General features: G+C 63.5%; 14 protein-coding genes. 9 read left to right on the forward strand and 5 right to left on the reverse strand.

Annotated features, from left to right (window positions below):
• Positions 1–279 precede the first annotated feature (279 nt).
• The 4 genes from QYH69_RS21415 to QYH69_RS21430 are packed head-to-tail and all read left to right on the forward strand — an operon-like array spanning position 280 to position 2626.
• Positions 280–822, forward strand: coding sequence for a hypothetical protein (locus tag QYH69_RS21415; protein WP_308833783.1), 543 nt, complete (start codon positions 280–282; stop codon positions 820–822).
• Between the two features lie 9 nt (positions 823–831).
• Entirely contained in the window at positions 832–1410 is a 579-nt protein-coding gene (locus QYH69_RS21420; RefSeq protein WP_308833784.1) for a PAAR domain-containing protein, read from the forward strand.
• Complete coding sequence (locus QYH69_RS21425; protein ID WP_308833785.1) at positions 1410–2000, forward strand: type VI secretion system amidase effector protein Tae4; 591 nt, start codon at positions 1410–1412, stop codon at positions 1998–2000. Before QYH69_RS21420 ends, QYH69_RS21425 begins: the two co-directional genes overlap by 1 nt.
• A complete protein-coding gene (locus QYH69_RS21430; RefSeq protein WP_308833786.1) occupies positions 1997–2626 on the forward strand; it encodes a hypothetical protein in 630 nt (209 codons plus the stop codon). The genes QYH69_RS21425 and QYH69_RS21430 overlap by 4 nt, the downstream gene beginning before the upstream one ends.
• 231 nt (positions 2627–2857) lie before the next feature.
• Here QYH69_RS21430 and QYH69_RS21435 read toward each other — a convergent pair whose 3' ends face one another.
• Positions 2858–3622: a TIM barrel protein gene (locus tag QYH69_RS21435; protein ID WP_308833787.1), complete on the reverse strand. Its 765-nt coding sequence runs from the start codon at positions 3620–3622 to the stop codon at positions 2858–2860.
• Positions 3623–4225: 603 nt separating this feature from the next.
• On the opposite strand from QYH69_RS21435, the gene QYH69_RS21440 reads away from it, so the two are divergent.
• Positions 4226–4645 (forward strand): hypothetical protein, encoded by a 420-nt coding sequence (locus QYH69_RS21440; RefSeq protein WP_308833788.1) that lies wholly within the window; start codon positions 4226–4228, stop codon positions 4643–4645.
• Entirely contained in the window at positions 4642–5091 is a 450-nt protein-coding gene (locus QYH69_RS21445; RefSeq protein WP_308833789.1) for an NUDIX domain-containing protein, read from the forward strand. The genes QYH69_RS21440 and QYH69_RS21445 overlap by 4 nt, the downstream gene beginning before the upstream one ends.
• Before the next feature lie 62 nt (positions 5092–5153).
• On the opposite strand, the gene QYH69_RS21450 is transcribed toward QYH69_RS21445, so the two are convergent.
• Both QYH69_RS21450 and QYH69_RS21455 read right to left on the reverse strand, forming a co-directional pair.
• The gene (locus QYH69_RS21450; protein ID WP_308833790.1) at positions 5154–6158 is read right to left on the reverse strand and encodes a transporter substrate-binding domain-containing protein; all 1005 of its coding nucleotides are present in this window, start codon (positions 6156–6158) and stop codon (positions 5154–5156) included.
• A 99-nt stretch (positions 6159–6257) separates the two neighbouring features.
• Complete coding sequence (locus QYH69_RS21455) at positions 6258–7991, reverse strand: glutamine--tRNA ligase/YqeY domain fusion protein (protein ID WP_308833791.1); 1734 nt, start codon at positions 7989–7991, stop codon at positions 6258–6260.
• Positions 7992–8798: 807 nt separating this feature from the next.
• Between QYH69_RS21455 and QYH69_RS21460 the strand changes: the two genes are divergently transcribed.
• Complete coding sequence (locus tag QYH69_RS21460) at positions 8799–11144, forward strand: gamma-glutamyltransferase (RefSeq protein ID WP_374992467.1); 2346 nt, start codon at positions 8799–8801, stop codon at positions 11142–11144.
• 62 nt (positions 11145–11206) lie between these two features.
• On the forward strand, positions 11207–11770 hold the full coding sequence (locus QYH69_RS21465) for an alpha/beta hydrolase (RefSeq protein WP_308833792.1): 564 nt from the start codon (positions 11207–11209) through the stop codon (positions 11768–11770).
• A gap of 172 nt (positions 11771–11942) precedes the next feature.
• On the opposite strand, the gene QYH69_RS21470 is transcribed toward QYH69_RS21465, so the two are convergent.
• Positions 11943–13163 (reverse strand): CaiB/BaiF CoA-transferase family protein, encoded by a 1221-nt coding sequence (locus QYH69_RS21470; RefSeq protein WP_308833793.1) that lies wholly within the window; start codon positions 13161–13163, stop codon positions 11943–11945.
• A gap of 429 nt (positions 13164–13592) precedes the next feature.
• Between QYH69_RS21470 and alaS the strand changes: the two genes are divergently transcribed.
• On the forward strand, positions 13593–16217 hold the full coding sequence (gene alaS / locus QYH69_RS21475; RefSeq protein ID WP_308833794.1) for an alanine--tRNA ligase: 2625 nt from the start codon (positions 13593–13595) through the stop codon (positions 16215–16217).
• Positions 16218–16662: 445 nt separating this feature from the next.
• Here the strand turns inward: alaS and QYH69_RS21480 are convergent, their stop codons facing one another.
• Complete coding sequence (locus QYH69_RS21480) at positions 16663–17592, reverse strand: LysR family transcriptional regulator (protein WP_308833795.1); 930 nt, start codon at positions 17590–17592, stop codon at positions 16663–16665.
• Positions 17593–17649: the final 57 nt, after the last annotated feature.

Here is a 17649-nt window from a genome sequence, read left to right on the forward strand (position 1 = left end):
GCGGACCTTGAGACAACAAAGTCCAAGTCGGATCGTAGCCATGTCGTTCTGTGAGCCAAGGAGTTGGTAGAATGTTTTGTCTTCCTAAGACCGCTTGGCCTCCGACTTTCCATACCTGTTCTCTATGCTTATTTAGTTCGTTCCCTAATTTAAGAGTTTTCGTATTGCCACCTTTCCATTGTCGACCGAGCATTGCGAGTCGCGCGGCACAAGCCGCCATTGCATTGCCGGTCGCATCAGCGGTCGGCGGTCTTCGACTTACTCACAGAGGAACTGGAGATGTTGGAGCAAAAGAGAAGAGGCACGTTCCATTTCTTCGCGACGATCGGGGCGCGCACTGAGCGTGGTGGCCGTGTGACGAGCGGATCAGACATGAAAATGTGCGAGCTGCCGGTCCCCCGTGTCGGCGATGTTGTCGCCTATCCCGACGCGAGTGAAGCCGTCGTCATGAACCGCGCAGGCGCTGCCGCAGCGTATGGCAATCAACTCGTCGCCCTTGTCGGTAGCACGCTCAGTAGCGGCGATCGCATAGTCGCAACGATTTGGACCGAGCTTGAAATCGGTGTTCTTGCTCGTCCGGGCGAAGTCACGGGAACACAGCGCCGCGCCGGATGCGTCGGCGATTTCATCAGGTATTCCGACGGCTCTCGCGCCCGCATCATTATCGGTATCGGCGTGCTGGGCGGTACTCACGCGTTCGCGGTCGTCGGTAGGCTGCTTGATAACGACGACATGATCACGGACGGCACGCATCGCGAAGCCAGCACCGTAACCGCCTATGTGCCTGCAGACACGCATGGCCTGGCGCTCACACGTCGCTGAGGAATCACGATGAAACGTCGCATTGCGGTCGTCGGCGACACACTGACGAGCGGCGGGTATGTCCTGCCATACGAACGAAAAACGGGCTTCACATTCCACGGCCACGACGCCGCGCTTGTCGGCGGTTACGCGTACTGCGAAACCTGTCAAAGCACCGGCACCATATGCAAGGCGGGCGGCCCGAAGCGCGTCAGCTACATGGGCTCGTGTGAGGCTGCGCTTGATAGAGATATTGTGTTTTGCAAATGCGAAAGCCCTCCGCAGATCATCGCGGTGCTTGCGGGAGATTCGACGGTCGATGACGAAGCGGAGAAATATGCGGCCACAGCGCACTCAACGGGTATGAACCGCAGTGAAGCAGGCAACGCGAACACGCAGTCGAGCACTTCCTATGACGAGCAGGTAGCCGCACGTGGGAGTTACGTCGCGTTGCGAGGCTATCCGTACCTGATTGAAATGGCGAACGGCAAATCCGTCTGCGGTCGTATCGACTCTGGTGGCCGTTTGCCTCGCGTCCAGACGGATAGCGCCGACACCTACTCGATTCATTGGGGTGATGAAGCCCTGAGCCACGAGGGCTGGAACTGATGCCAAACAGCAAAACCGTTGTGCGTACAAACAATACGCCAGGCTCGATAAAAGAAGTTGAGCTGAAGGCTGTCACGTTCGCGCAACTATGGAACAACTACCCGACAGGCAACCCGTACGATAACCCGGCATACAAGAATCAATGTGCCATACGCATGAGCGTCACACTTCATCGCGTCGGGATTGGCATGAAGTCATTCTCGTCCAAACTGGTCCGACCTTCGTCGGGCCACGCAACCATTGGCCGTATCATGCTTGGGGGAAAGCCCATTGCGACACGCGCCGACGAAATGGGCCAATGGCTTGGACTCCAACCCTTCGCAGGATTGCCAAAAGCCCAGGACGTAACTGGCCCAGATTGGCAAGAGAGGATAAAAGGTCGCACGGGCATTATTCAGTTTTCGCGTTACTGGTCACGCGAAGGCGAGAGCGCGGACAGCGCGAGCGGCGGCCATATTGACTTATGGAATGGCCGTTCTTTAACGGGTGGGATTTCCTCTTTCCTGCGCTTCCGTGTAGGTATGGCATCAACCTGGTGGTATTCGGACTTGGGCCAATCCAGGCAGATTCTTTTCTGGGAAATCCGGTGAGACGATTTGCATCGCTCGTACTGTTCGGCGTGTCGGGCTATTTGACGGGATATGCGATTACCGCGCTACTTCTCGCGTTCGTGCCGCGCTGCGGGTACGACTGCGAAAATCATTCGTTCACTGTCGCCTCGCTGTCGGTAGCTGGCTGTACGCTCGCGTTTCTTTTAGCGGGCTATATGTTGACGCGTGGCGCGCGCCTCACCGTCGTTCGAACGCTTGCCGCATCTGCTGCTCTAGCGGCGTTTGCGCTTCTGGCGGCGAGTGGGCGATATGTCTATGAGTTGCACGCCCATTATCAAAATGCGGAAGCGGCGAGGCCCGTTGTTGCTGACTTCGATTTTATGTATATGGCGATAGCAACGCGCGACGTGCAGACCTACACCAAAGCCAAGGAAGGTACGGCGAAGCTCGCCAGCGTCATTCCGCGATGGCAACGTTGCCTGATTGACGGTGCATGGTGCGACGGTCACCCCAAACAAGCGCATATGCGTTGCAAAAGTGGGGTCGTGTATGTCAATGAGCCGGACTGGAATGCATTTTCTCTGATACCGCAGGAGAACCTACCGGGCGCAATTCCGATGCAGTCTATGAATCTTTGCGCGCGTGACAATGTGCCCGATCCTTGAGCAAGCGATGGCAACATTAAAGCGCTACTGCACCGGGAGTACGGCGGACACTTTACTCGATAAGTCATTGAGATCAACGTTTTACGGGCCGCAGTGGACTGCTCTGGTTGGAAAAAAGCTCTTCCAGCCGAGGGGCGGGGGTTCGAGTCCCTCCTGCCGCGCCAATCGCTTCGCGGCCGTCCGCTTTATAGCAATCGGCCAGCCATCTCGTCTGCCGCCCTGTCTCGCCCTCTACATCCACCCCAGGCCCGCTTGCGTCCCATCCGCCGGAAAGTACTCGGCGCCGATCCATCCGCTCCAACCGGCCGACTGCAGCGCCTCGAAGACTTTCGGATAGTTGATTTCGCCGGTCCCGGGCTCATGCCGGCCCGGCACATCCGCGATCTGTATGTGCGCTGCGTACGGCAGGCTCGCCAGCATCCGCTCGATCAGATTGCCTTCGCCGCGCTGCACATGAAACAGGTCGAGCATGATCTTCAGATTCGGACGTTTCAGCGTCTCGATCAATGCAATCGCCTGCTGCTGTTTCGTCAGAAGGTAGGTGGGGCGATCGACGGAATTGAGCGGCTCGATCATCACCGTCAGCGCGTGTCGTGCCGCCATGCCGCACGCTTCGTCGATGTTCGCCCGATACGCGTCCCACGCCGCTTCGTGCGATAGCGACGCGTCGACGATGCCCGCCATCACATGAACATTCGGACACCCGATCACCTGTGCGTATTCGAAAGCCTCATGCAGCGACTCGATAAATGCGCTGCGCCGGCGCGGATCGGCGGCGAGGCCCCAGTCGCCAGCGTTCACATTGCCGGGCGCGGTATTGATGCCGATCATCGGCAGGCCGTGCGCGAGCAACGTGTCGCGCAAGCGGGCAGGCGGGACGTCGTACGGAAACCACATCTCGACGGCGTGAAAGCCGCTCGCGCGCGCCGCCGCGATACGTTCGGCGAGCGGGCGATCCTGGAACAGCGTCGACAGATTGGCAGAGAACTTGAACATAGGCGGTGAGCGTGATTGCGGTGATGGGTGGGAACCGGGCTCAGGCATCATAGATCCGATGATCCCGGACGCGATGGCTTGCCTGTCCTCGCGCTGCGATAAATGCCGACGCCATCGAGCACGATACGTTCGCAGCAGCCGGTGAAGAACCGGTCACGGTGGTCCGCGACGCGCGATCATTGCACAGAAAGCCGCTATTGTGCAGCGCCCAATGCAAGTCCGGCGACTAGTCCAGAAGGTACCGGGCCGACCGCATACTGGTCATTCGTTCGATCGCGAGCCCGCGTCGCGACCGGCCCTCGCTCGACGACCCGCTACTCGACAACATGGTCGTCGTTCCTCGATACGTTCACGGACGGGGGATCCACGGCTCGCGCGCCCTCGAATCCACGCGTGCGGAGCCGCATCGGTCGATTACGCCGTGGCGCCACGCGGCGAACCACGATTTCGCGCGCTTTGTGAGATCGGCCGCGTCGCGCGCGTGCTATTCTTTTCAGGTCCAGATCGAGACACGCCGATCATCGGGCCGCCCGTCGATTGGCCTCCTGAGGCCAATTCGCCGAGGCCGACCCGCGCCCGACCACCCACGGAGATCCAAGCAAAATGCCGATCCGAAACCGGACTTCACGTCAACTGCGTCATTCCCGTTTGCTGAGCCACCTGACGATCGGCGCTGCGCTCGTCGCGGGCTCGCTTGCCGCGCACGCGGCGAACCTCGGCTTTCTGAACGACACGCCAATCAGCTACATGAAGCAGCGCGATATCGATTCGCTGCGCTCGGCCGCGGACAAGGTGCTCAGCAACAAGGCGGACGGCGAATCGACTACGTGGAATAACGAGGGCACCGGCAACGGCGTGAAAATCGATGCGCAGCTGACGCCCGTCGATACCGCGAAAGACGGCGCGAACACCTGCCGCACGGTGCGCGTGGTGCTCAACGCGAAAGGGCAGTCGGTGAATCTGGGGCCGCGCTACTGCCGACAGGGCAACAGCGGCCGCTGGATCCTGCAGAAGAAGCATTGAGCGAGCGCATCGTTTCATGCGGCGTCGTGCTGCTCACGCCCGATGGCCGCGTGCTGCTCGCGCATGCGACCGGCACCAATCATTGGGACATTCCGAAGGGGCACGGCGAAGCCGGTGAAGCGCCCGCGGTCACGGCATTGCGCGAACTGGTCGAGGAGACCGGCATCACGCTCGGCGTCGAGCGACTCAAGGATCTCGGCCGCTTCGTCTACCGGCGCGACAAAGACTTGCATCTGTTCGCCGCGCGGGCGCGACCGAACGAACTCGACCTGACGCCGTGCACGTGTACGTCGCTGTTTCCGCGACGTTCGGACGGCGTGATGATTCCCGAGATGGACGCATACCGCTGGTGCCGGCCCGACGAAGTCGAGCGGTATGCAAGCCGAAGTTTGACACGGCTGTTTCAGACGACGTTATCGCTTGCGGAACTGCATCAGTCGCTGTAACGACTCTGCGCCGCCTGTGGTGCGGCGGTGGTCTTCGCGCGTGCCGTTCGAGAGCCTGCCGCTCAGTCCAGCGCCTTGTCGTTCGGATGCGCGAACAACGCGCGCATTTCCTGCGATAGCGGGTAATTGAGGTTAATCCCATGCGGCGGAATCGGCTGCGTGAACCACACGTTGTAGAGCCGCTCCGCTTCACCCGAAGTCTGCATCTGCGAGATCACGCCGTTGACGAGGTCGCGAAACGGCTCGTCGCCCTTGCGGAACATGCATGCATAGGTCTCGTAGCCAAGCGGCGTGCCGGTCACGATGAAGTCGTCGGGGCGCGGGTCGCTTGCGCGAAAGCCGTACAGAATGGGCTCGTCCATCACGAAGGCGACCGCGCGGTCCGACTTGATGGCGGCGAATGCGTCAGAGTGGTCCTTCACGCTCGCGATGCGCATGTTCAGCTGCTTCTCGCTGTTCAGTTGCCGCACGAGCCGCTCGTCGGACGTGCCCGCGGTCGTCACGACCGGCTTGCCCGCGAGATCGGCGAAGTCGGTGATACCCGAGTTCTTGCGGACGAGCATTCGCACCGCGTACTGAAACAGGCTGTTCGAGAATGCGGCGACGTTTTCGCGATCGCGCGTGTGTGTCGTCGAGCCGCACTCGAAGTCGATCTGATTGTTGACAAGCATCGGGAAGCGGTTGGCCGACGTAATCGAAACTTCGCGCACGCGCAGATTCGGCAGGCCCAGCGTCTTGCGAATTTCCTCGACGATGGCGAGCGCGATTGTCTGCGAATAGCCGACCGTGCGGCCGCCGTCCGAATACGAAAATGGAATGGACGCTTCGCGCACGCCCAGCACGACAACGCCTTCGTCGCGAATCTTTTTGAGCGTGCCGCTGAGCTCTTCCGAGCGCGACCCCGACAAAGCCGATGCGGCATCCGATGTGGACGCGTACGCAGCCGCGCATGTCGCGATCGATGCGGTAAAGGTTGCGAACTTTACGAACCTGACGAATTTCGCAACAACAGGCAATGCGATCGCGGCAAGTGCGACACGCGAGTCTCGACGTACAACAGCGTTCATCAATCGTTTCCCCCGGGCAGGCGTTTCTTCCGGCCTTTCTGTCTCCTTCGAAGGACCGTTGTTATCGGTGATCAACCCGCGATGAACCGCTTGTCTGCGTTACGCCGGCTTGCCCCAACTGTCGCGCAGACTGACGATGCGGTTGAATACGGGTTTGCCCGGCTTCGTGTCGTAACGATCGGCGACGAAGTAGCCATGGCGTTCGAACTGATAGCGTTCCTCCGGCGCCGCGTCGCGCGCGCCGGGTTCGACGTAGGCTTGCGCGATTCGCTTCGAATCCGGATTGAGCGCCTCGAGGAAATCGCGGCCGCCCGCGTCGGGCTGCGCTTCCTTGAAAAGGCGGTCGTAGAGACGCACCTCCGCGGGACATGCGCCGGCCGCGCTGAGCCAGTGAATCGTGCCCTTCACCTTGTAGCCGTTCGCGCCTTCGGTGCCCGAGCGGCTATCGGGAAAGTAGTTGCAGTGCACCGCGACGACGTTGCCGTTTTCGTCCTTGTCGGCGCGCGTGCATTCGACGACGTAGCCGTACTTGAGGCGTACCTTGTTGCCCGGAAACAACCGGAAGTAGCCCTTCGGCGGCGTTTCGTTGAAATCTTCACGCTCGATCCACAGCTCGCGCGAGAACGGAAACGTGCGCGTGCCGCGCTCCGGATGATGCGGATGCACGGGCGCGCTGCATTCCTCGGTCGTGCCTGCGGGGTAGTTGTCGATGATGAGCTTGAGCGGATCGAGCACCGCGGTCCCGCGCGGCGCCTTGTCGTCGAGATCGTCGCGCAGCGCGCCCTCGAACACGCTCATGTCGATCCACGAGTCGACCTTCGTCACACCGATGCGATCGCACAGCAACTGGATCGATTCGGGCGTGAACCCGCGCCGCCGCAAACCGACGACGGTCGGCATGCGCGGATCGTCCCAGCCGTCGACGTGGCCTTCGGTTACGAGTTGCAGCAGCTTGCGCTTGCTCGTGATCGCGTACGTGAGATTCAAACGCGAGAATTCGATTTGCTGCGGCAGTGGCCGCGTGAAGACGCCGGCTGCGGCGAGTTCGTCGAGAATCCAGTCGTAGAGCGGACGATGGTCTTCGAATTCGAGCGTGCACAGCGAATGTGTGATGTTCTCGAGCGCATCTGAAATGCAGTGCGTGTAGTCGTACATCGGGTACACGCACCAGGTGTCGCCGGTACGGTAGTGATGCGCGAAGCGGATGCGGTACAGCACCGGGTCGCGCATATTGAAGTTCGGCGACGCCATGTCGATCTTCGCGCGCAGCACGTGCTCGCCTTCCTTGAATTCGCCGGCCTTCATGCGGCGAAACAGGTCGAGGTTCTCTTCGACAGAGCGGTTGCGATACGGCGACGGCGTGCCGGGCTCGGTGGCCGAGCCGCGATTCGCGCGCATGGCTTCGGCCGACTGGCTATCCACGTACGCCTTGCCGCGTTCGATCAGCAGCTCGGCGAACGCGTAGAGCTTGTCGTAATAGTCGCTCGCGTAGTACAGGTGCTCTTTTTCGTCTTTCTTCCATTCGAAGCCGAGCCATTTCACCGCGTCGATAATCGATTCGACGTACTCGAAGCTTTCCTTTTCCGGGTTCGTATCGTCGAAGCGGAGATGGCACACGCCGCCATAGCTGCGTGCGATGCCGAAGTTCAGACAGATGCTCTTCGCGTGGCCGATATGCAGATAGCCGTTCGGCTCGGGCGGGAAGCGCGTTTCGACGCGCTGGGCCCATTTACCGGAGCGATTGTCGTCGTCGATGATGTTGCGGATGAAGTTGGCGGCGGGCGCGGCGGCGGATGCGTCGCCGTGCTCGCTGTGCTTGCGGTCTGTACTCATGCGAATGGGAGAAGGTGACGAGGGCGCGCGCTGCTCCCTCTAATCCGACAATTCTACCTGACGGCATTGTGAGGTACAGCGCTTTGACGCGGCCGCGGTCCGGCGCACGCGGCACGCAGCGCCGCGGTGTGAGGGGGCGCGGCACGAGGCGGGATGGGCGCGCGGGTTCGAGGCGATCCGAAAGGCGCTGTAACAGGACGTAAATCGGTTTGGACCGCGAGCGCCGGCGCCGGTAGCATGCCGCCAACGGCGAAGTGGGTCCCGAGTCCGAAACGTTCGTCCGGGCTGCAGGCGGGCGCGATGTTTGCGCTTCGCCAGGTTCGCCGCTGCTTCGCTGTGGCGCTTTGGATGTTTCGCACGGCACGCTATCTTCGCGGGTCGCAAGGCGGAAAAAGGCGCGGAAACGGCGCGGAAACTGCGCGGAAACTGCGCGAGTAGCGACGCGAATAACGGCGGACCCGAATAGCAGTGCGGACAATGCGCACGAACAGATGGTTCGAAGCAGCGCGGGCATAGGCGCGGACGGGATGCGCGAGCGGATTCACCGGTGAACGTGCGCGCGCAACCACGCGCGCAGGGTCGCGCGACAGGAGTCGCCGGCGCGCCGGCGAACGCATGCGCGATCGACTTCGCCGACCAGGCTTTCGGCTGCGTTCTGCGTCGAAGGCTTCTCGCCCCCTGTGCCATTGCGTCGATGGGTCGATGGGTCGATGGGCCGATGACCGTCCACCCGGCGCGGTGTGCAACACTTCCCGTGTTCGCTTTGCCGGCATCCGGCCGGCACTCATTTTTTCCGGAGTTCCCTGCATGCCTCCTGCGACGCTCGATGCGCGCTTTGCGCGTCACGCCTTTTCAGGCAATAGGGCCGACATCGACACAGCCGGCCGCACACTCGCTCGCGAGACCTTGCATGCGGCCGCGCTCGCGGCGCTGCTGGGCGCGCTCGTGCTCGGCGCGATGCCTGCCGGGGCAAAGAGCGCGCCCGCCAGGACCGTGTTCGACGCATCGGCGGTCGCGACACCCGATCGCTATAGTGCGGACGCCGCGCAGCAGATTTTCGCGGAGGGCGGCAACGCGGTCGACGCGGCGGTCGCGATCGCGTTCGCGCTCGCCGTTACGCGTCCCGACGCGGGCAACCTCGGCGGCGGCGGATTCATGACGCTGCAGGTCGACGGCAAGCCGTACTTTCTCGACTACAGCGCGCAGGCGCCGCAACGGGCGACGCGCGATATGTATATCGACGACAAGGGCAACGTCGTCAAGAACATGAGTTCGATCGGTTTCCGGGCGGCGGGCGTGCCGGGCACCGTCGAAGGCCTGTGGGAAGCGCAGAAGCGCTTCGGCAAACTGAAGTGGAAGCAGGTGCTTGCGCCGGCCATCCACTATGCGAGCGATGGCTTCGTCGTCGACGCGTCGTTGCAGAAGCGCCGCGACGATGCGGCCGCGAAATTCGCGGGCAAGACGAACTTCAACGTGTACTTCGCGGGTTTGAAGACGGGTGCGACGTTTCGCCAGCCGGAACTCGCCCAGACGCTCGGACGGATCGCCGACGACGGTGGCCGCGAATTCTACGAAGGGCAGACCGCCGATCTGATCGAGAAGCAGATGTACGGCCACGGAATGATTTCAAAGGCGGATCTGGGGCAGTACAAGGCGGTCTGGCGCGACCCGCTCGCGGCGGACTGGAACGGCTACCGGATCGTGACGGCGCCGCCGCCGAGCTCGGGCGGCATCGCATTGATCCAGCTGCTGAAGATGAAAGCGGATCTGAAGCCGCAGTTCGCCGGGCTCGAGCTGAACTCCGCGCCGTACATCCAGCTGATTGCGCAAATGGAAGACCGCGTGTTCGCGGACCGCGCGAAGTACGCGGCCGATCCGGACGCGGTGCCGGTGCCGGTCGGCAAGCTCACCGGCGATGCGTACCTCGCGCAGCGCGCGGGCGAGGTGAAGGACCTGTGGGCGCAGCAGAAGGCGGCGGAAGAGAAGGCGGCGCGGGAGAAGGCGGAACAGGAAAAGGCCGCGCGCGAGAAAGCGGAACAGGAAAAGGCGGCTCAGGAAAAGGCGGAGCAGGAGAAAGCGCAACAGGCGGCAGAACAGGCGGCGCAACAGGCTAGCGGAGCGGCTGCGAGCGCGGTGCAGGGCAGCGCTGCAGCCCCCGCCAGCGCGGGGCCGGCGGGGGCGAGTCAGGCTGGCGCCGCGGCGCAACCCGCCGTGCCGCAAGCTCCGGGGCAGTCGAACGCAACGCAGCGAGACGCGGGGCAGGCGAGTGCAGGGCAGCCCGGCGCGGGACCGGCGAACGCAGGTCAGCCGAATACGAATCAGCCCGGCGCTGCTGCGTCTGGCGCAGGTCAGCCGAACGCGAGTCAGCCGGGTGGCGGGCAGGCGAATGCGGGGCCAACGAATGCCGGGCCAACGAATGCCGGGCAAACGAATGCGGTCGCGGCGAGCGCACCGGGCGCACCGCAAGCAAACGTGCCTCAGCCGCAACCGGTTCAAGCGAGGCCCGCTCAGCCGGCGCCGGCGCAGCCTGATGGCGCCTCGGCATCGAACAATGCCGCTTCGGGTGATGCGCCGTCGACGGAGAAGCCTCAGACGACGCATTTTTCAGTCGTCGACAAATGGGGCAACGCAGTATCGAACACGTACACGCTGAACGGTCCGTTTGGTTCCGGCGTCGTCGTCGACGGCGGCGGATTCCTGCTCAACGATGCGATGGACGATTTTGTCGCGAAGCCCGGCGCGGGCATGGACGAGGCGAACACGATCGCGCCGGGCCGCCGGCCCGCGTCTTCGATGACGCCGACGATCGTGCTGAAGGACGGCAAGGTCGTGCTGGTCATCGGCACGCCGGGCGGCTCGCGCATTTTTACGACGATCTTCCAGGTGATGACCGATCTGTACGACTTTGGCATGCCGCCGACGAACGCGCTGGCCGCGATGCGCTTTCATCATCAGGCATTGCCGCCGAAGGCGATTTACTGGGAGCCGTACCGCCCGATCGCCGGCGATCTCGCGCAGCAGCTGCAACGGCTCGGTTACACGCCGGAAGGACAGGACTTTAACGGCGACGTGCAGATGATCAGGATCGACGGCACGACGCCGCAGCCGGCGGCGGACCCGCGCGGCGCGGGTGTTGCGCGCGTGTTTCCTTAGCAGGCAATCCGCAGCAGTTGGGTGTCGATCGGACACCTTGAACGACAAACGGGGATGACGTGATGGTGTTGCAAAAAGAACCCAACGTACTGGTGCTGCCGGGGTATCTGGACTCCGGCCCCGGGCATTGGCAAACCCGCTGGGAGGCTGCGCACGCGTCGTTCTCGAGGGTGCGCATGCCCGACTGGGAGCATCCGGTGCGCGACGACTGGTGTCACGCGCTCGACGCCGCCGTGACCGCGGTAACGGCGGAAGGCGCACCGGTTGCGTTTGCCGCGCACAGCCTCGGCTGCCTCACTGTAGCGTGGTGGGCGACCCGCTATGCCGCGCCCGCGCAGCGCGACAAGGTGGCCGGCGCGCTGCTCGTAGCCGTGCCGGATCCGGCGTGCCGCGCGTTTCCCGCCACCGCGAGCGGTTTTGCGCCCGTTCCCGACGAACGCCTGCCGTTTCCGACCATCGTCGTCGCCAGCACCGACGACCCCTACGGTGGCGTGCCGTTCTCACACACGTGCGCGGCCGCGTGGGGCAGCCGCTGGATCAGCATCGGCGCACGCGGTCATATCAACGCGGATAGCGGCCTTGGCGACTGGCAGGACGGGCTGGGTTGGCTCAAGTCGTTTGCCTGAACGCGATGCCGATAGCTGAACCTGGTTGCCTCGAAGGCGCATCGGCATCGATGTCAGCCTCGGTATCAGCCTCGGTATCAGTGTCGCATCAGCGCCGGAGCCGTGACCGGCACCTGCGCGGGCAGTCCGGTCGCCTGCACGAAGTCAGCCCTCCCGAAAGTCGCACCGCCGGTTACACCACCTGTTGCGCGCGCAATGCGGCGATCCGTGCATCGTCGTAGCCGAGCACGCTGCGCAGCACGTCCTCGGTGTGCTCGCCCAGAGTGGGCGGATGCGCGGCCGCTTGCGGCGGCGTTTCCGTCATCCTGATCGGGTTGCGCACGAGCTTCACAGTGCCGCCCGACGGATGCGGCAACTCGACCCGCATGCCGCGCGCGATCACCTGCTCGTTATCGAACACCTCGCGCAGATCGTTGATCGGCCCGCACGGCACCTGCGCAGCTTCGAGCACATCGATCCATTCTCGCTTGCTGCGCTCGCGCACCATCGCGGCAAGCAGCGGCACCAGCGTTTCGCGGTTGCGCACGCGCGCCGGATTGGTCGCGAAGCGCTCGTCGTCGGCAAGCTCTGCATGCCCGCCGGCTTCGACGAACTTGCGGAACTGCCCGTCGTTGCCGACCGCCACGATGATCCATCCGTCGCTCGTCTGGAACGTCTGATACGGAACGATGTTCGGGTGCGCGTTGCCCCAGCGCGCGGGCGGCGTGCCGCTCGCAAGGAAGTTCGAGTTCATGTTGGCGAGCATCGCGACCTGTACGTCGAGCAGCGCCATGTCGATGTACTGCCCGGCGCCGGTACGATCGCGATGCGCTAGCGCGGTGAGCACGGCGACCGTCGCGTACATGCCCGTCATCAGGTCGGCGATCGCGACGCCGGCCTTTTGCGGACCGCCGCCGGGCTCGCCGTCGCGCTCGCCGGTGATGCTCATGAAACCGCCGAGGCCCTGCACGATAAAGTCGTAGCCGGCGCGCTGCGCGTACGGACCGGTTTGCCCGAAGCCTGTCACGGAGCAGTAGATGAGGTCCGGCTTCACCGCGCGCAGCGATTCATAGTCGAGGCCGTAGCGCTTGAGTTGCCCGACCTTGTAATTTTCCAGCACGACGTCGCTCGTCGCGGCAAGCTCGCGCACGATGCGCTGGCCTTCGGCCGTAGCGATATCGACCGTGACCGACCGCTTGTTGCGGTTCGCCGCGAGGTAATACGCCGCCTCGCGCGTATCGGCGCCGTCGGGCGACTTCAGGTACGGCGGGCCCCAATGGCGCGTGTCGTCGCCGGCGCCCGGACGCTCGATCTTGATCACGTCGGCGCCGAAATCGGCGAGCGTTTGTCCGCACCACGGACCGGCAAGCACGCGGCTGAGGTCCAGCACGCGGATATGACTGAGAGCGCCCATGTTCGGTTAATGTCTCCTCGACATGCGAGCGGCGCGGCGGCGCGCCGCTTCACAATTGCAAGCGGATTCCAGCGACGTCACGCATCTTAAGCGATCGCGGCGCGCGGGCCTATTCGGCCAAACGGCATAGGTAAAACGCACATGCCGACGCGGCGCCGCGCGAAGCGGGCAGACCACCGGAACGCCAGCTACCGGCGCGCTCGCTACCGCGACGCCGGCTGCCGGACACGCGAGTGCAGGCCGCGCCAGGCGCGACTTGCGGCCGATTGCCCTGGCCGTTCGGCCAGCACCGCGCGCGGCGGGCGATGCGCCGTCGCGTGCGCTCGCCGATCCCGTATAATCGGCGGTTCAGGAAACCCCCGATTCACGACGCCGACAAACCTTGAACAAGGCGTCGGAACCATGCCCGGAACCCGTCCCCAGCACGTTATGAAAGCCGCCGAAATCCGCGAGAAATTCCTCAAGTTCTTCGAATCGAAGGGCCACACGATTGTCCGTTCGTCGAGCCTCGTGCCGGGCAACGACCCGACGCTGCTCTTTACGAACTCGGGCATGGTTCAGTTCAAGGACGTGTTCCTCGGCGCCGAAAAGCGGCCGTACTCGCGCGCCACGACGGCGCAGCGCAGCGTACGCGCGGGCGGCAAGCACAACGACCTCGAGAACGTCGGTTACACCGCGCGTCACCATACGTTCTTCGAGATGCTCGGCAACTTCTCGTTCGGCGACTATTTCAAGCGCGACGCGATCCACTACGCGTGGGAGTTGCTCACCACCGTCTACCGGTTGCCGAAAGACAAGCTGTGGGTCACCGTCTACCAGGAAGACGACGAAGCGTACGGCATCTGGGCGAACGACGTCGGCGTGCCGACCGAACGCATCATCCGCATCGGCGACAACAAGGGCGCACGCTACGCGTCGGACAACTTCTGGCAAATGGCCGATACGGGTCCGTGCGGCCCGTGCTCGGAAATTTTCTACGACCATGGCCCGGACGTCTGGGGTGGCCCGCCGGGATCGCCCGAAGAAGACGGCGATCGCTACATCGAGATCTGGAATCTCGTGTTCATGCAGTTCAATCGCGACGCGCAGGGCAACATGACGCCGCTGCCGAAGCCCTGCGTCGATACCGGCATGGGCCTCGAGCGGATTGCAGCCGTGCTGCAGCACGTGCACAGCAACTACGAAATCGATCTGTTCGAGGCGCTGATCTCTGCCGCGGGGCGCGAAACCGGCGTTGCCGACCTGACGAACAACTCGTTGAAAGTCATTGCAGACCATATTCGCGCGTGCTCGTTCCTGATCGTCGATGGCGTGATTCCGGGCAACGAGGGTCGTGGCTACGTGCTGCGCCGCATCGTGCGGCGCGCAATCCGCCATGGCTACAAGCTCGGCCGCAAGGGCGCGTTTTTCCATAAGCTCGTGGCGGACCTCGTCGCGCAGATGGGCGGCGCCTATCCGGAGCTCAAGGAAGCCGAAACACGCGTGACCGACGTGCTGCGTCAGGAAGAAGAGCGTTTCTTCGAGACGATCGAACACGGCATGTCGATTCTCGAAAGCGCGCTGGCCGATCTCGACTCGAAATCGGTTAAAACGCTCGACGGCGAGCTTGCGTTCAAGCTGCACGACACGTATGGCTTCCCGCTCGATCTGACCGCGGACGTGTGCCGCGAGCGCGGCGTCGCGGTCGACGAACCGGCATTCGACGAAGCGATGGCGCGCCAGCGCGAGCAGGCGCGCGCGGCCGGCAAGTTCAAGATGGCGCAGGGTCTCGAATACTCGGGTGCGAAGACCACGTTCCACGGCTACGAAGAGATCGTGTTCGACGACGCGAAGGTCATCGCGCTGTATGTCGACGGTGTGTCGGTCAACGAAGTCGCGAAGGGGCAGCAGGCGGTGGTCGTGCTCGATCACACGCCGTTCTACGCGGAATCGGGCGGCCAGATCGGCGACCAGGGCCTGCTGGCGAACGCAAGCGTGCGCTTCGCGGTCAGCGACACGCAGAAGGTGCAGGCAGACGTGATCGGTCATCACGGCGAGCTCGAACAGGGCACGCTCAAGGTGGGCGACGTCGTGAAGGCGGAGATCGACGCGATCCGGCGTGCGCGCACCGCTCGCAACCACTCGGCAACGCACCTGATGCACAAGGCGCTGCGCGAAGTGCTCGGCGGCCACGTGCAGCAGAAGGGTTCGCTCGTCGATGCGGAAAAGACGCGCTTCGACTTCGCGCACAACGCGCCGATGACGGACGACGAAATCCGCCGCGTCGAAACGATCGTCAATGCGGAAGTGCTCGCGAACGCGCCGGGCGTCATCCGCGTGATGCCGTTCGACGAAGCGGTGAAGGGCGGCGCGATGGCCCTCTTCGGCGAAAAATACGGCGACGAAGTTCGCGTGCTCGATCTCGGTTTCTCGCGTGAGCTGTGCGGCGGCACGCACGTGCAGCGCACCGGCGATATCGGGCTCTTCAAGATCGTAATGGAAGGCGGTGTCGCGGCCGGCATCCGCCGGGTCGAGGCGATTACCGGCGACAACGCCGTGCGCTATGTGCAGGAGCTCGACGCACGCATGAATGCGGCCGCAGGGGCGCTAAAAGCGCAGCCGTCGGAGCTCGCGCAACGCATTGCGCAGGTGCAGGACCAGGTGAAGTCGCTCGAAAAGGAACTAGGCGCGCTGAAGTCGAAGCTCGCATCGAGCCAAGGCGACGAACTGGCCGGGCAGGCGATCGAAGTGGGCGGCGTGCACGTGCTGGCCGCGACGCTCGAAGGCGCGGACGTGAAGACGCTGCGCGAAACGGTCGACAAGCTCAAGGACAAGCTGAAGAGCGCGGCGATCGTGCTCGCGTCGGTCGATGGCGGCAAGGTCAGCCTGATCGCGGGCGTGACGTCGGAGGCGAGCAGGAAAGTGAAGGCGGGCGAGCTCGTCAACTTCGTCGCGCAGCAGGTTGGCGGCAAGGGCGGAGGCCGTCCGGACATGGCTCAGGCAGGCGGCACCGAGCCGGCCAACTTGCCGGCAGCGCTGGCGGGTGTCAAGGGTTGGGTCGAAGCACAGCTGTAAAGCGCAGGTGTAAAGCGCCGTTGTGACGCGCCAGCCTCTCGCGACTTTACGCGCGTAAAGTCGCTACTCGCTTGTTGGCTCACTGCTTGTCGACTCGTCGCCCGTTGGTGTCCGACTTTCGGGTTTTTCGCTTCAGCCACTTGTGCCGGAGCACATGGGGCCCTTCAGTAGGAGCGGTCCGCATCGATCCGCTTCTGCGTCTTCCTGAGCGGCAGCCGGTAGCGGGCGCAGTTACGATAAGAAGCTGCTCGAGAACATTGCGTAAATAGGTGCCCGCAGGCTGCTGTCCCTGGAGGCGGCCCGCGGCATGCAACTGAGCGGCAAGTGCCGACGGCAGCAAGCTCGAGACATTCGGCTCGTAGTCATCAACGAACGCTCGCTGGTACGTGACCGGAGTACGCTCTCCAAGCGGTAAGATTGGAGCGATTCTGATAAGAAAAAACGTCTAAGCCGCCTCCAACGCGCCGTTCTCACCTGCCGCCACAGCCTTCTGTGCCTTCAGATTGCTCCGCTCGAGCAGCATTTCCCGCAACGCGTTGAGCGCCGACGAAAAATGCCCGCGCCGCCAGACGAGCAGCGTGTCGATCGTTCCCAGATCGCCTAGCGAGTGAACGGCGATGTTGTTCATCTCCGGCTGCAGTTCCAGCACCGAACGCGGCGCGACGGCTACGCCCGCGCCCGCCGCGACGCATGCGACGATCGCATGATACGAGCCCAGTTCGAGCACGCGCGTCGGCTGCATGCCGTGTTCGTGGTACCACTTCTCGACGTAGCTGCGATAGGCGCAACCGCGTTCGAATGCGATCAGCGTCGACAGCGCGATATCGCGCGCGTGTCCGATCGGCGGGTGTTCGCGCGGCGTCAGCATCAACAGTTCCTCGCGAAACACCGGCACGACGTCGAACTGTTCGCCAAGCGATGCGGCGATGTCGAGCGGCGTCGCGACCAGCGCGGCATCCACTTCGAACTCGCGCACGCGTTCGATCAGCCGTCCGGTCGTGCCCGTTTCGAGTTCGAGCGACACGTCGGGCCAGGTCTGGTGATACTTCGCGAGCAGTTCCGGCATCCGCGTGGCCGCCACGCTTTCCATCGTGCCTAGCCGCAATCGTCCGCTCGGCCGATTCTCGCGCACCGCATGGCGCGCTTCGTCGGCGAGCGCGAGCAGACGCTCCGCGTAGGGCAGCAGCGTTTCGCCGGCCGGCGTCAGCACGAGCCGCCGGCCGTCGCGGATGAAAAGGTCGGTGCCGAGCTGCTCTTCGAGTTGCTTGATGCGCGTCGTCACGTTCGACTGCACGCGGTTCAGCTTTGCAGCCGCGCGCGTCACACCGTTTTCGCGTACCACGGCGCGAAAAATCGTCAATGCGGCGAGGTCCATGAGTTCTCCGGCCGTTCTCTTGGAGTGATGGTTCAGATCAATATAATTCATTTTTTG

This window comes from Paraburkholderia sp. SARCC-3016, from assembly GCF_031119615.1.
In the GTDB taxonomy this organism is placed as follows: Bacteria; Pseudomonadota; Gammaproteobacteria; order Burkholderiales; family Burkholderiaceae; genus Paraburkholderia.

Bases quoted from the DNA above. Each gene is read 5' to 3' on its own strand.
- QYH69_RS21415 (WP_308833783.1), top strand. From the start codon at position 280: ATGTTGGAGCAAAAGAGAAGAGGCACGTTCCATTTCTTCGCGACGATC.
- QYH69_RS21425 (WP_308833785.1), top strand. From the start codon at position 1,410: ATGCCAAACAGCAAAACCGTTGTGCGTACAAACAATACGCCAGGCTCG.
- QYH69_RS21480 (WP_308833795.1), bottom strand. From the start codon at position 17,592: ATGGACCTCGCCGCATTGACGATTTTTCGCGCCGTGGTACGCGAAAAC.
- QYH69_RS21435 (WP_308833787.1), bottom strand. From the start codon at position 3,622: ATGTTCAAGTTCTCTGCCAATCTGTCGACGCTGTTCCAGGATCGCCCG.
- QYH69_RS21460 (WP_374992467.1), top strand. From the start codon at position 8,799: ATGCCTCCTGCGACGCTCGATGCGCGCTTTGCGCGTCACGCCTTTTCA.
- QYH69_RS21465 (WP_308833792.1), top strand. From the start codon at position 11,207: ATGGTGTTGCAAAAAGAACCCAACGTACTGGTGCTGCCGGGGTATCTG.
- QYH69_RS21455 (WP_308833791.1), bottom strand. From the start codon at position 7,991: ATGAGTACAGACCGCAAGCACAGCGAGCACGGCGACGCATCCGCCGCC.
- alaS (WP_308833794.1), top strand. From the start codon at position 13,593: ATGAAAGCCGCCGAAATCCGCGAGAAATTCCTCAAGTTCTTCGAATCG.
- QYH69_RS21450 (WP_308833790.1), bottom strand. From the start codon at position 6,158: ATGAACGCTGTTGTACGTCGAGACTCGCGTGTCGCACTTGCCGCGATC.
- QYH69_RS21440 (WP_308833788.1), top strand. From the start codon at position 4,226: ATGCCGATCCGAAACCGGACTTCACGTCAACTGCGTCATTCCCGTTTG.
- QYH69_RS21420 (WP_308833784.1), top strand. From the start codon at position 832: ATGAAACGTCGCATTGCGGTCGTCGGCGACACACTGACGAGCGGCGGG.
- QYH69_RS21470 (WP_308833793.1), bottom strand. From the start codon at position 13,163: ATGGGCGCTCTCAGTCATATCCGCGTGCTGGACCTCAGCCGCGTGCTT.